Source organism: Thiobacillus sp. SCN 63-57 (assembly GCF_001725555.1).
Lineage (GTDB): Bacteria > Pseudomonadota > Gammaproteobacteria > Burkholderiales > Thiobacillaceae > Thiobacillus.
In genome coordinates, this window is the sequence record NZ_MEGP01000037.1 from 16,994 (window position 1) to 29,767 (window position 12,774).

The window sequence follows — 12,774 nt, forward strand, 5'->3', positions numbered from 1 at the left end:
CTTATGGTCTCTCCGCTGCATATCGCCAGTTACAACATCCATAAGGGCCTGTCGCAATTCAACCGGCGCCTGACGGTGCATGAGTTGCGTGACCGTCTCGGCACGCTGGGAACCGACATCGTTTTTTTGCAGGAAGTGCAGGGCAGTCATGGATTGCGTGCCAGCCGTTTCCAGCACTGGCCCAACCGGCCCCAGCATGAATTCCTGGCCGGCCAGGTCTATACCGATTTCGCCTATGGCAAGAACTGTATCTACGACACCGGCCACCACGGCAATGCCATCCTGTCGCGCTACAAGATTCTCACCTGGGAGAACGAGGACATCTCCGCCCATGCGTTCGAGAGCCGCGGCATGCTGCATTGCGAGGTCGAGGTGCCCGGCATCGCCGTGCCGGTGCACTGCATCAACGTGCATCTCGGCCTGACCGAACGTGGGCGCAAACGCCAGTTGGCGATGATCGTCGCGCGCGTGCGGGCTATGGTGCCGGACAATGCGCCCTTGATCCTGGCGGGCGACTTCAACGACTGGCTGGTGCGGACAGGACGGTTTTTCGAGGGCGAACTGGGTTTGGTCGAGGTATTCGAGGCTCACCACGGCAAGTCGGCGCGCAGTTACCCTTCCATCCTGCCCATGTTCCAGCTTGACCGCATCTATGTGCGGCGCTTCAGCATCCAGGCGGCGCAGGTTCATACCGGCAACGCCTGGCATCGTATTTCCGACCATGCCGCCCTGACCGCCTCGCTCAGCCCGGCCTGATGACCGCGCGCAGCCGTTTAAATCCATCCTTCTTTCGCGGCGTCGAGCCGGTTTCCGGCAACCAGTTGCGCCTGTTGCAAAGCGGCGCGGAATTCTTTCCGGCATTGATTGCCGCGATCGATGCCGCACGCGACGAGATCCACCTCGAAACCTACATTTTCAACGCGGACTCCAGCACCGTGGCCGTGCGCGATGCCCTGATCGGCGCAGCCAGGCGCGGCGTGCAAGTGCGTGTGCTGATCGATGGCGTGGGTTCGCGCGACCTGCCGGCCGACTGGCTCGACGCATTGAAAGCGGCCGGCGTCAGTGTACGGGCCTATCGTCCCTTGGTAGGCAGCGGCTGGCGCTCCAATCCCAGGAGTCTGCGGCGGCTGCATCGCAAGCTAGCGGTGATCGATGCCCGCATTGCCTTCATTGGGGGCATGAATCTCATTGGCGATTTCGAGCCAGTGCACCTTGCCACGCCGCGGCTCGATTACAGCGTGGAAGTCCGCGGGCCGTTGCTCGTCCCCATCCACCGAAGCGTCCGCCATCTTTGGCGGTTGGTGGCCTTCACGCAACTGCAGGGACGCGGGCGCACAGTCGCGATCGAAGCGTCCTGGCCGACCGATGGCCATGTGCGTGCCGCCTTCGTGGTGCGCGACAATTTTGCCCACCGCCGCGACATCGAGCGTGTCTATCTTGCCGCGCTGGCCCTGGCGCGCGATGAAATCGTCATTGCCAATGCCTACTTCCTGCCGGGACACCGGTTCAGAAAGCTGCTTAAAAAGGCTGCCGCGCGCGGTGTGCCGGTTCACCTGCTGGTGCAGGGACATACCGACCACCTCTTTTTCCAGGCGGCGGCGCGTGCGCTTTACCGCGATCTGCTTGCCGCCGGCGTGAATATTTACGAATTCAAGGCGAGCGAACTGCATGCCAAGGTGGCCGTAGTCGACGGCCATTGGGCGACTGTGGGTTCCAGCAATATCGATCCGTTCAGCCTGCTGCTGGCGCGCGAGGCGAACCTCGTCGTCAACGATGCAGGGTTTGCGCACGACCTGCGGGAGCGTCTACAGCATGCGCTCGACCAGTCCGTCGCGCTCGACCCGGCCGACTGGCAACGCCGTTCCTGGCTGCGGCGCATGATGTCCTGGCTGGCATACGGCGGCGTGCGGCTGATGGTGGGACTGGCCGGAGCAGGGCGACTCATTTAACGCCACGCCGTGCCAGAAAGCGGTCGAGTTGCCGGGCAAACGCCTGCCGATCCGCCGCCGACAGCGCGGCCGGCCCGCCGATGTCCGCCCCGGCGCCGCGCAGGCTTTCCATGAAATCGCGCAGGCCCAGCCGTTCGCGGATGTTGTCGGCGCTATGGCGCTCGCCCCGCGGCGACAGGACGGACGCCCCTTTCTCGATCAACGCGGCCGCCAGTGGGATGTCCGCGGTGATCACCAGATCGCCGTCCGCGACCTCGTCCACGATGTGGCGGTCGGCCACGTCGAAACCCATTTGCACCTGCCGTGCGCGTATATAAGGTGAAGGCGGGACCCGCAGCAGGCGGTTGGCCACCAGCGTCAGCGGCACCTGCATCCGGTCTGCCGCGCGGAACAGGATGTCCTTGATCACGGCCGGACAGGCGTCGGCATCCACCCAGATGTGCATGGTTCGTTCGGCTTACAGCCGGGTCGCCTTGAAGGTGTCGCACTGCCCCGGATTGCCGTCCTGCATGCCGCGGCTGAACCAGCGCATCCGCTGGGCAGACGAACCGTGGGTGAAGGATTCCGGTACCACGTAGCCGCGCGCCTGCTGTTGCAGGCGGTCGTCGCCCACCCCTGCTGCGGCCGCGAGCGCCTCCTCGATGTCGCCCGGCTCCAGAACATGCCGCGCCTGGTTGGCGTGGTAAGCCCACACCCCGGCAAAACAGTCGGCCTGCAGTTCCATCCGCACCTGCAGCGCGTTGCCGGCGGCTTCGCTTGCGCGGCGGCGCGCTGCGTCGACCTTGTCCGAAATGCCCAGCAAGGTCTGCACGTGGTGACCGACTTCGTGCGCCACCACATAGGCCTGCGCGAAATCACCGGGCGCATCGTGGCGTTTGGCCAGGTCGTTGAAGAAACGCATGTCGAGGTACAACTTGTGGTCGCCCGGGCAGTAGAACGGCCCCATTGCTGCCTCGGCGAACCCACATGCCGACTGCACCGCGCCGGAATACAACACCAGCGTGGGCGGCTGGTAGGACTTGCCTGATTCCTTGAACAGCGTGCCCCACACGTCTTCCGTGTCGGCCAGGACCACCGACATGAAATCCTTCAGCTTGTCCTCCTCCGGGTTGGACGATGCGGGTTGGTGCGTTTCCTGTGTCGGGGCCAGGCTGCCCGCCTGATTCAGGATGACCGACGGATCCACACCGAAATACATCGCCACCAAAGCCAGGATGATTGCCCCGATGCCGCCGCCGGCCAGCCCGCGGCCATTCACGCGCATGCCGCGCCGGTCTTCGATGTTGTCGCTACGGCGTCCGTTTTCCCAGCGCATGGGCTTCTCCGTTGGTTACATGCAGGTGGCTATTGTAGTCATCGCCGCCGCGTCAATGCAGCGCCTGGCAGGATTGGACTGCGTCGTTCCGTCAGGCGTCCGCGCCCCGTCTGGCCATTCGTTGCGTATGTGCAACAAAACAACACTTTTCGGTCTGTTAGATGGAAAAAACAACAACTTTTCTTGCTGGCCGGAAGGGAGTCTGGATAATCGACTGCGTCCCTTAAGCACATGTCCGTGCAGGACAGCTCTGCAGAGCTTTACAAACATTCTGTCATCCAAGGAGATATGCAATGCAAAAGAAACTGATCGCGCTGGCACTGGCTTCCGCCTTTGCTGCTCCCGCCTTCGCTGCGACGTCCAACGTCGATATTTACGGTAACCTGCACATGTCCGTTGATGTGCTGGACAATGGTAGCAATAGCGGTACCAACGTCTCCAGCAACGCTTCCGCGTTGGGCGTCAAGGGCTCCGAAGACCTGGGCGGCGGCCTGAATGCCATCTGGCAGGTCGAGACCACCCTGGGCGGTGAAAGACGGGGTGCATCCTTTACCTCAGCACGCGATACCTTTGTCGGCCTCAAGGGCGGCTTCGGTACGGTCCGTCTGGGTTACTTCGATACTCCGACCAAGACGCTTAGCCGCAAGCTGGACCTGTTTAACAACCGTATTGGCGACACCCGCAACCTGCTGCGCTCGGATGCAGCCTCCGGCGCACTTGTTTCCAGTAACAATTCTTGGGAAGAGCGTTTCGACAACGGCATTCGTTACGACACCCCTTCGTTCAGCGGTTTCTCGGCTTCCGTGCATTACTCGACCAACTTCGACAGCGCGGGCACCACTACGAATAACAACACCGACGCTTACAGCCTTGGCGCCAACTATGAAAACGGCCCGCTGTTTGCTGGCGCAACCTACCAGCGCAACAACCTCACCACCGGTACCGGCGACGAAACCAACTGGCGTCTGGGCGCTGGTTATAACATGGGTGATCTGAAGATGGTCGCACTTTACTCGAAGTCGAAAGATCAGCGTGGTGTCAGTGGTGCGGATCGTGATGTCTGGGGCTTGGGCGCCGGTTACAAATTGGGCAACGGTGAAATCAAGGGCCAGTTCTATAAGGCAGGTAAGGACGATACTCTGGCTGACAGTGGCGCTAAGATGTACGTGGTTGGCTACGACTACAGCCTGAGCAAGCGTACGCTGGCTTACATTGCCTACGCCAAGACCAAGAATGACGCGAACGCCCAGTTCTCCGTGATGGGCGGCGGCGGACATGGTGATGACTTGACGATCGCATCAGGCAAGGATCCTGATGCGTTCTCAATCGGCATGATCCACAAGTTCTAATCCGGCTCAAGCTAATTAGTCTTATTGAGCGGGCTCCTGCGGGAGCCCGTTTTTTATGCCAGCCTGTTTGACGGGCAAGCCTTGGTGCGTTCAGCCGTCTACCACCTCGTAATCGTGCGTGATCTCGGCCACCTTGCCGAGCATGATCGAGGGCGAGCGGCGACTCGGCGGGCGCGGAGCGCCGGGTGCGGGAGCGCGAAACAGGCCTCGAACCGCTCAGGCTTCCTGAATCTCGAAATCGTGCGTCACCTCGGCCACCTTGCCGAGCATGATCGAGGCCGAGCAGTATTTTTCGGCAGAGAGCTTCACGGCCTGTTCGACACGCTTGGGATCGAGCGCCTTGCCCGTGACGGTGAAATGGACGTGGATTTTGGTGAATACCTTGGGATCGGTGTCGGCCCGCTCGGCGGACAGGTCGGCGACGCAGTCGGTGACAGCTTGGCGGCTCTTGCGCAGGATGTGGACGACGTCGAAGGCGGAGCAGCCACCTAATCCAAGCAGTAGCATTTCCATCGGGCGTACCCCTAGGTTCTTGCCGCCGGAATCGGGTGGGCCGTCCATGACGACGCTGTGGCCGGATTCGCTCTGGCCGACAAAACTGACGCCTTCGATGAGTTTGACGCGGGCTTTCATGGAGGTCCTTCAGACAAAATTCGAGCGGAGTTTGTACCACAAAATGCCCAGCCATTCGTGCAGGGCAAAGGTGCTGTCACGCAGGCCGGCAGGCGTGGGCAGGACATCGAGAATGGAGTCGAGTCGCGTGCTGGAAAACTGGATGCCGGCGGGGATGACGCTGAGCCCTTGGGCTTCGAACAACGGGACGGCGCGCCGCAGATGCCAGGCATGGGTGACCAGGACGATATGTCGAACGCCGGCACTGCGCAGCAGCCGGGCTGACAGGCGGGCGTTGTCCCAGGTTGTGAGCGCGGCGTCTTCGACCCACTGGGGCGAGATGCCGTACTCGTTTTGCAGGATGTGCTGCATGATGCGGCCCTCGGACAAGGCGCCGCCGCCGGGTTTGCCGCCGGTGACCAGGATGGGCAGGCCGCTGCCACGGTGGAGAAAGGCGGCGTAGCGCAGGCGTTCCAGGCTGAGCCCATTGAGTGTGTCGCTGCCATACTCGGCTGCGTTGAGCCGCCGCCCGCCGCCGAGGACGACAATGGCCTCCGCTGCCTGCAGTTGGCTCGCGGAAATGGGCGTGCTGATTTCCAGGCTTTTTTGCAACAGGCCGCCCACCCAGGGGGTGGACAGGGCATAGAGTGCAGCGGTGGATAGCAGGATCAGCGACATGGCCAGGCGGGGGTGGCGACGATGGACAATAAGCCCGGCGACCAGCAGGATCACCAGCGACAATGGGGGCAGCAAGGCCAGGGCGATCAGGTTGGTGGCAAGCCAGGCGGTCATGGCGGGGATTGTATGCCAGTCCGGCAGGCTGTTTGCAGACAGTGTTTGACTTTGTTCCGGCTCGGCAGTTAAAATGCCCGGCTTTCCGAGAATGTCCTCTGTGCAGAGGTTGGGTCATGAAAACCTTTTCCGCTAAAACGCATGAAGTCAAACGCGACTGGTTCGTGGTTGACGCCGATAACAAAGTGCTGGGTCGCCTGGCGTCCGAGATCGCCCGCCGTCTGCGCGGCAAGCACAAGCCCGAATTCACGCCCCACGTCGACACGGGCGACTACATCGTGGTCGTCAACGCCAGCAAGATGGTCGTGACCGGCAACAAGGGCCTCGACAAGAAATACTATCGCCACTCCGGCTATCCCGGCGGCATCTACGAAACGAACTTCGACAAGATGCAGGAGCGTTTCCCCGGCCGTGCGCTGGAGAAGGCGGTCAAGGGCATGCTGCCCAAAGGCCCGCTCGGCTACGCCATGATCAAGAAAATGAAGATTTACGCGGGCGCGGACCATCCGCACGAAGCCCAACAGCCCCAGCCCCTCGACCTCAACGTTAAGGCCGCATCATGATCGGTAACTACAACTACGGTACGGGACGTCGTAAATCGTCGGTTGCCCGTGTGTTCATCAAGGCCGGTAGCGGCAAGATCGTCGTCAACGACAGGCCGGTGGACGAGTATTTCTCGCGCGAAACCGGCCGCATGATCGTGCGCCAGCCTTTGGCGCTGACCGACAACCTGAGCCGCTTCGACATCATGGTCAACGTCTCGGGCGGCGGCGAATCGGGCCAGGCCGGTGCGGTGCGTCACGGCATTACCCGTGCACTGATCGATCTGGATGCCGAAATGAAGCCTACGCTGAAGGCCGCCGGTCTGGTGACCCGCGATGCACGCGAAGTCGAGCGTAAGAAGGTCGGTTTCCACAAGGCGCGTCGTCGCAAGCAGTTCTCCAAGCGCTAAGCGCGGGTCCGCACAAGAAAGCCGTCCTTTTCAGGGCGGCTTTTTTTATATCCGCACCTTGCGTGTCTTACAATAAAGCGGTTCTTCGCCACATTCATCAAGCTCATTCTTCGTAGGGATTCACATCATGATCAAAGTCGGTATTGTCGGCGGCACAGGCTACACCGGGGTCGAGCTGCTGCGTTTGCTGGCACGCCATCCACGGGTGGAACTGAAGGCCATCACCTCGCGCAAGGAGGCCGGCATGCCTGTGGCGGACATGTTTCCCAACCTGCGCGGACGCGTGAAGCTGGCGTTTTCCACGCCGGAAGAAGCCGGCCTAGAAAACTGCGACGTGGTGTTCTTCGCCACTCCCAACGGGGTGGCGATGCAGCAGACGCGCGCGCTGCTCGACGCCGGCGTCAAGGTGATCGACCTGGCGGCCGACTTCCGTATCAAGGACATCGCGGTGTGGGAGAAGTGGTACAAGATGGAGCACGCCTGTCCCGACCTGGTCGCCGAGGCGGTGTATGGCCTGCCCGAGATCAATCGCGACAAGATCAGGGGCGCGCGGCTGATCGCCAACCCGGGCTGCTATCCGACGGCGGTGCAGCTGGGTTTTCTGCCGCTGCTGGAGGCCGGCGCGGTCGACACCGGCTTCCTGGTGGCGGATGCCAAGTCGGGCGTGTCGGGCGCCGGGCGCAAGCCGGAAACCCACATCCTGTTCGCCGAGGCGGCCGACAACTTCAAGGCCTACGCCGTCGGCGGCCATCGCCACTGGCCGGAAATCAAGCAGGGGCTGGACAGCTTTGCCGGCAAATCGGTGGGGTTTACCTTCGTGCCGCACCTGACGCCGCTGATCCGCGGCATCCATGCCACCCTCTACGCCCGCATTAGCGGCGACGTCGACCTGCAGGCCCTGTACGAGAAGCGCTATGCGGGCGAGGCCTTTGTCGACGTGATGCCGGCCGGCGCGCACCCGGAAACCCGTTCGGTGCGTGGGGCCAACGTCTGCCGCATCGCCGTGCACCGGCCGCAGGGCGGCGACACCGTGGTGGTGCTGTCGGTGATCGACAACCTGGTCAAGGGCGCGGCGGGGCAGGCGGTGCAGAACATGAACATCCTGTTCGATTTGCCTGAAGATACGGCGCTGGGCGATGTAGGCATGCTGCCCTAGCCGCGGAACTCCGCGGCCCCAGCAGGGTCTTTGCTTGACGCAAGCTGGGTGATGCGGATAATCACCTCACACGTTTTCAAGGAGCATCATTATGAATGCAGCAACCGAAATGGAAGTCCCGCTGATCTTCACTGACAGCGCAGCCAGCAAAGTCAAAAACCTGATCGACGAGGAAGGCAACCCCGACCTGAAGCTGCGCGTGTTCGTTTCCGGTGGTGGCTGTTCCGGCTTCCAGTACGGCTTTACCTTCGACGAAGCGCAGAATGCCGACGACACCGTGATGGTGAAAAACGGCGTCACCCTGCTGGTCGATTCGATGAGCTTCCAGTACTTGGTGGGTGCCGAGATCGACTATTCGGAAGGTCTGGAGGGTGCGCAGTTCGTGATCAAGAACCCGAACGCCACCACCACTTGCGGCTGCGGCTCGTCGTTCTCGGCGTAAGCGCTGGCACAGCAACAAATAAAAAAGCGGCCTCGGCCGCTTTTTTATTTTCCGGCACCGCCCTCAGGCCGGGTAAATCGCCCCCAGGACACGCTCTCCCCGCGCGCCGGTGACCGCAGGCAGATTGCCCGGTGCATGATGCAGCGTCTGCCTTGCCAGCCAGGCAAAGGCGAGCGCTTCAACCCAGTCCGGGTCGATGCCCAGCGTAGCGGTGGTTGCCACCCGGATGCCTGGCAGATGGGCGCTGATACGTTGCATCAGCGCCCTGTTATGCGCACCGCCGCCACAGACATAGAGTTCATGCGCGCCCGTGCATTCACGGTTGACTGCGTCGGCGAGGCTCATGGCGGTGAATTCGAGCAGGGTGGCCTGCACGTCGGATGGCGCGAGCGCTTCATCCAGACTGCCTAGGCCGGCGTCCAGCCAGTCCAGATTGAACTGTTCGCGTCCTGCGCTCTTGGGCGGGGGGAGTTGCAGGTAGGCGTGCCCCATCAATGTCGCCAGCAGGCCGGGGTGGACGCTTCCGCTGGCGGCCCAGGCGCCATCACGGTCGTAATGGACGCCGCTGTGGCGCTTGATCCACGCATCCAGCAGCATGTTGCCGGGGCCGGTGTCCCAGCCACGCACGGGACCGTTCACCGGTAAATCGGTGATGTTGGCGATACCGCCGATATTCGCGATGACGCGGTGCGTGTCCGGGTGTCTCAGGACTTGGGCGTGAAAGGCAGGAACCAGCGGCGCCCCCTGGCCTCCCGCCGCAATGTCGCGGCTGCGGAAGTCGGCAACTACCGCGATCCCGGTGAGTTCGGCCAGCAGGGCCGCGTTGCCGATCTGCAGCGTGTAGCCCTCCTCTGGGCGGTGGCGCAGAGTCTGGCCGTGGCAGCCGATTGCTCGCACCCTATCGGCAGTGAAGCCGTCAAGCAGCGACTTGACCGTGTCCGCGTACAGGCGTGCCAGTTCATTGGCGGCGAGGGCGGCGAGGTGGATCTCGTCGGATTGCGGCGTATGCAGCGCCAAGAGCCGCGTGCGCAGCGTATCCGGATAAGGCAGGTAATGGGAGTGAAGGAGCCGGACTTGGCCGGCGGGCCCTATTTCGGCGAGAACTGCATCGACGCCGTCCAGGCTGGTGCCGGACATGAGGCCGACGTAGTGTTCAGCCTCATGCGTCTGCCCTGCACTCAATCGAGTGCGGCAAGATTGGTGCCGCGCAGCAGGCCCAGTTTCTCTGACCAGCTTGCAGTCTGCTGCAGGAAGCGGGCACGCTGTGCGGCAGCCAACGGAGGAGACCCCGGCAGTTTGACGGACAGCGGGTTGTAAGGCTTGCCCGCAATCCGGACTTCGTAATGCAGGTGCGGACCGGTGGCGACGCCAGTGGCGCCGACGTAGGCAATGATGTCCCCCTGGCTGACGGCGCGGCCACGGCGAATACCGGGGGCAAAGGCGCTCAGGTGGCCGTAGTAGGTTTCGTAGCCGTTCTGGTGGCGCAGGATGACGAGATTGCCGTAGCCGCCACGGCGTCCGGCAAACTCCACGGTGGCGTCGCCGGTGGCCTTGACGCGGGTGCCGGTTGGCGCACCGAAGTCGACGCCAGTATGCGCGCGTGCGTAACCCAGCACGGGATGCATGCGGGAACTGCTGAAGTTGGAGGTGACGCGGGAAAACTCGAGAGGCGAACGCAGGAAGCCCTTTTTCAGTGACAGACCTTCGGGCGTGTAATAGCTTTCATGCCCCGATGCGTCGCGATACAGCACAACGCGGTAGGCCTTGCCGGCGTTGACGAACTCCGCCGCCAGCAGGTTTCCGGTGGAAATGGGCTCGCCGTTGCGATAGTTGACCGTGTAGATGACCGAGAACGTGTCACCGCGGCGCAGGTCCTCGCGGAAATCGATGTTGGTTGAGAAGGTTTCAGCCATTTTGTCGGCGATCTTGTCGGGAATGCCCGCGCTGTCGGTTGCGCCGTAGAGCGACGACACAATATGGCCGGAGCGCATGACCACACGTGATTCGACCTGGTCGCTGCTGTCCTGTGCGATGTAGCTGTCGCCCTGATGGAGGACGGTCAAGGTGGGGCCGTCACGACGTTCAAACCGGATGCTCAGCAACTGGCCATCCGGCGTGGTAGTTGCCTGAATATGTTTGCCGGCCCGTATGTTGGTCGCCAGTTGGCGGACTGCATCGGTGGCCAGCAGGCGCTGGATTTCAAGTTCGTCGATTTTTAACCGGCCCAGCGCGCTGGCGATCGTATCGCCCGACTGGATCACGGTTTCCCGTTCAAACGTACCGCTGTTGGCCGCGCCGGCCAAAGTGGGAAGGGCGATCGCTTCGGTGATCGTTTCGGGAGTGATATCAGTGGTGGTGGTGTCGGGTGCCAGGCCAAAGGCGGCAACAACGCCAAAAAGCGGCAAGCTGGAGAGAGCAACCAAGGTGCGCAGGCTGAAGCGGCGTTCCGCTCCCGTCATGCGATAGGTTAAGATTCTCAGTTTGGTGAGCGGCATGGACCGTTTCCCTTCCGTAATCGATCCGGGAGTCTACCACAAATGACCCCGATGGTATTTGTTCAATCCAAACAGTGGCTTGCGTGCGCAGCGCCCTGTGTTGAACGCAATGGTATTCGTGTTTTACGGTCAGGCCCGGACAAACTTGACCTGTACTGGAAAGGTATTTGATGCAGGATGCGTTGCAGGAAATCAAGCGTGGGGCCGACGAACTGCTGGTTGAGGCGGAACTGGTCGACAAGCTGAAAACGGGCCGGCCGTTGCGGATCAAGGCGGGATTCGACCCCACGGCGCCGGATTTGCATCTGGGGCACACGGTGTTGCTGAACAAATTGCGCCAGTTTCAGGTGCTGGGGCACAAAATCATTTTCCTGATAGGAGATTTCACCGGCATGATCGGCGACCCTACGGGCAAAAACACTACGCGCCCACCCCTGACTCGTGAGGCGGTCGCCGAAAACGCCAAGACCTATCAGGAGCAGGTGTTCAAGATCCTCGACCCGGCCTTGACCGAGGTGCGTTTCAATTCGGAGTGGATGGAAAAGCTGGGCTCGGTCGGCATGATCCGATTGGCGGCGACCCATACGGTGGCGCGCATGTTGGAGCGGGATGATTTCCACAAGCGTTACACCAGCCAGCAGCCGATCGCCATCCATGAATTTCTGTACCCGCTGATCCAGGGATACGACTCAGTCGAACTGAAGGCGGACGTCGAACTGGGAGGGACCGACCAGAAATTCAACCTGCTGATGGGACGCGAGTTGCAGAAGCATCACGGGCAAGCCCCGCAATGCATCCTGACCATGCCGCTGCTCGAGGGGACGGATGGCATCAACAAGATGTCGAAGTCGCTCGGCAACTACATTGGGATCAACGAGCCCCCGCAGGAGATCTTCGGCAAACTGATGTCGATTTCCGACGATCTGATGTGGCGCTATATCCAGTTGCTGTCATTCGAACCGCTCGTGACGATTGACACTTGGAAGCGGCAGGTGGCCGATGGCGCCAATCCGCGTGACATCAAAGTGCGGTTTGCACAGGAAATCGTGGCGCGCTTTCATAACCCGGCGGCGGCGGCCCAGGCGCTGGCCGAATTCGAGGCGCGCTTCCAAAAGGGCGCGCTGCCTGACGAGATGCCGGAAATCAGTCTGCCTGGGATCGATGGGGTTTTGCCAGTGCCGCAACTGTTGAAGCAGGCCGGGCTGGTGCCGAGCACCTCGGACGCCATCCGTCAGATTGCAGGCGGCGGGGTGCGGCTGGACGGCGAACGCGTGGCAGATAAAGGCGCGGCGGTGCCGGTGGGGGCAACGGTTGTGGCCCAGGTCGGCAAGCGAAAATTCGCTCGCGTCACAATTATTTAAAATTAATTTTGCTGAAACTGTTGACGGATGGTTTTAGCTCTGTAGAATGCGCACCTTCTCGAAACGCAGCGCGACACGCAAACCGCGAAGAGCAAAGCTAATCGATTGATCTTTAACAATTTACAGCCGATAGGTGTGGGTGTTGTTGCGGTAGTTGGGCTGACTTCGGTTGGTCTGACAACTAGCATAAATGCTCACACTTTGATGAAGTAATTCATTTGAGTTGAGCGAAGTATTTGAAGTAATTGCAGAGATTGAACTGAAGAGTTTGATCCTGGCTCAGATTGAACGCTGGCGGAATGCTTTACACATGCAAGTCGAACGGCAGCACGGGAGCTTGCTCCTGGTGGC

Annotated in this window: 14 protein-coding genes and 1 rRNA gene; 9 read left to right on the forward strand and 6 right to left on the reverse strand. The window is 61.5% G+C overall.

Features of this window, described 5'->3' with window-relative positions; genetic code table 11:
• The first annotated feature begins 3 nt into the window (after positions 1-3).
• Positions 4-756 (forward strand): endonuclease/exonuclease/phosphatase family protein, encoded by a 753-nt coding sequence (locus ABT23_RS13380; RefSeq protein ID WP_296636273.1) that lies wholly within the window; start codon positions 4-6, stop codon positions 754-756.
• On the forward strand, positions 756-1,949 hold the full coding sequence (clsB, locus tag ABT23_RS13385) for a cardiolipin synthase ClsB (RefSeq protein WP_296636276.1): 1,194 nt from the start codon (positions 756-758) through the stop codon (positions 1,947-1,949). The genes ABT23_RS13380 and clsB overlap by 1 nt, the downstream gene beginning before the upstream one ends.
• On the opposite strand, the gene ABT23_RS13390 is transcribed toward clsB, so the two are convergent.
• Positions 1,942-2,394 carry a YaiI/YqxD family protein gene (locus ABT23_RS13390; RefSeq protein ID WP_296636279.1) on the reverse strand — a complete coding sequence of 151 codons (453 nt, stop codon included), beginning with the start codon at positions 2,392-2,394 and terminating at the stop codon, positions 1,942-1,944. The genes clsB and ABT23_RS13390 overlap by 8 nt on opposite strands.
• A 12-nt stretch (positions 2,395-2,406) precedes the next feature.
• Positions 2,407-3,264: a neutral zinc metallopeptidase gene (locus ABT23_RS13395; RefSeq protein ID WP_296636282.1), complete on the reverse strand. Its 858-nt coding sequence runs from the start codon at positions 3,262-3,264 to the stop codon at positions 2,407-2,409.
• 293 nt (positions 3,265-3,557) lie between these two features.
• Between ABT23_RS13395 and ABT23_RS13400 the strand changes: the two genes are divergently transcribed.
• Positions 3,558-4,613, forward strand: coding sequence for a porin (locus ABT23_RS13400; protein WP_296636285.1), 1,056 nt, complete (start codon positions 3,558-3,560; stop codon positions 4,611-4,613).
• Between the two features lie 216 nt (positions 4,614-4,829).
• Here ABT23_RS13400 and ABT23_RS13405 read toward each other — a convergent pair whose 3' ends face one another.
• Positions 4,830-5,246, reverse strand: coding sequence for an OsmC family protein (locus ABT23_RS13405; RefSeq protein WP_296636288.1), 417 nt, complete (start codon positions 5,244-5,246; stop codon positions 4,830-4,832).
• A gap of 9 nt (positions 5,247-5,255) precedes the next feature.
• Positions 5,256-6,017 carry a YdcF family protein gene (locus tag ABT23_RS13410; RefSeq protein ID WP_296636291.1) on the reverse strand — a complete coding sequence of 254 codons (762 nt, stop codon included), beginning with the start codon at positions 6,015-6,017 and terminating at the stop codon, positions 5,256-5,258.
• A 116-nt stretch (positions 6,018-6,133) separates the two neighbouring features.
• Here ABT23_RS13410 and rplM point away from each other — a divergent pair, with 116 nt between their 5' ends.
• From rplM to erpA, 4 genes are all read left to right on the forward strand, one after another.
• Positions 6,134-6,580 (forward strand): 50S ribosomal protein L13, encoded by a 447-nt coding sequence (rplM, locus tag ABT23_RS13415; RefSeq protein WP_018507881.1) that lies wholly within the window; start codon positions 6,134-6,136, stop codon positions 6,578-6,580.
• Positions 6,577-6,969, forward strand: coding sequence for a 30S ribosomal protein S9 (gene rpsI / locus ABT23_RS13420; RefSeq protein ID WP_296636292.1), 393 nt, complete (start codon positions 6,577-6,579; stop codon positions 6,967-6,969). Before rplM ends, rpsI begins: the two co-directional genes overlap by 4 nt.
• 127 nt (positions 6,970-7,096) lie before the next feature.
• Complete coding sequence (gene argC, locus ABT23_RS13425) at positions 7,097-8,125, forward strand: N-acetyl-gamma-glutamyl-phosphate reductase (protein ID WP_296636294.1); 1,029 nt, start codon at positions 7,097-7,099, stop codon at positions 8,123-8,125.
• A gap of 91 nt (positions 8,126-8,216) precedes the next feature.
• Positions 8,217-8,567: an iron-sulfur cluster insertion protein ErpA gene (gene erpA / locus ABT23_RS13430; protein WP_018507883.1), complete on the forward strand. Its 351-nt coding sequence runs from the start codon at positions 8,217-8,219 to the stop codon at positions 8,565-8,567.
• A gap of 63 nt (positions 8,568-8,630) precedes the next feature.
• On the opposite strand, the gene ABT23_RS13435 is transcribed toward erpA, so the two are convergent.
• Both ABT23_RS13435 and ABT23_RS13440 read right to left on the reverse strand, forming a co-directional pair.
• A complete protein-coding gene (locus tag ABT23_RS13435) occupies positions 8,631-9,749 on the reverse strand; it encodes an anhydro-N-acetylmuramic acid kinase (RefSeq protein WP_296636295.1) in 1,119 nt (372 codons plus the stop codon).
• Positions 9,746-11,062, reverse strand: coding sequence for a peptidoglycan DD-metalloendopeptidase family protein (locus ABT23_RS13440; RefSeq protein ID WP_296636297.1), 1,317 nt, complete (start codon positions 11,060-11,062; stop codon positions 9,746-9,748). Before ABT23_RS13440 ends, ABT23_RS13435 begins: the two co-directional genes overlap by 4 nt.
• 170 nt (positions 11,063-11,232) lie before the next feature.
• Between ABT23_RS13440 and tyrS the strand changes: the two genes are divergently transcribed.
• Positions 11,233-12,423: a tyrosine--tRNA ligase gene (gene tyrS, locus ABT23_RS13445; RefSeq protein ID WP_296636298.1), complete on the forward strand. Its 1,191-nt coding sequence runs from the start codon at positions 11,233-11,235 to the stop codon at positions 12,421-12,423.
• A 256-nt stretch (positions 12,424-12,679) separates the two neighbouring features.
• Positions 12,680-12,774 (forward strand): 16S ribosomal RNA (locus tag ABT23_RS13450); the annotation flags it as partial.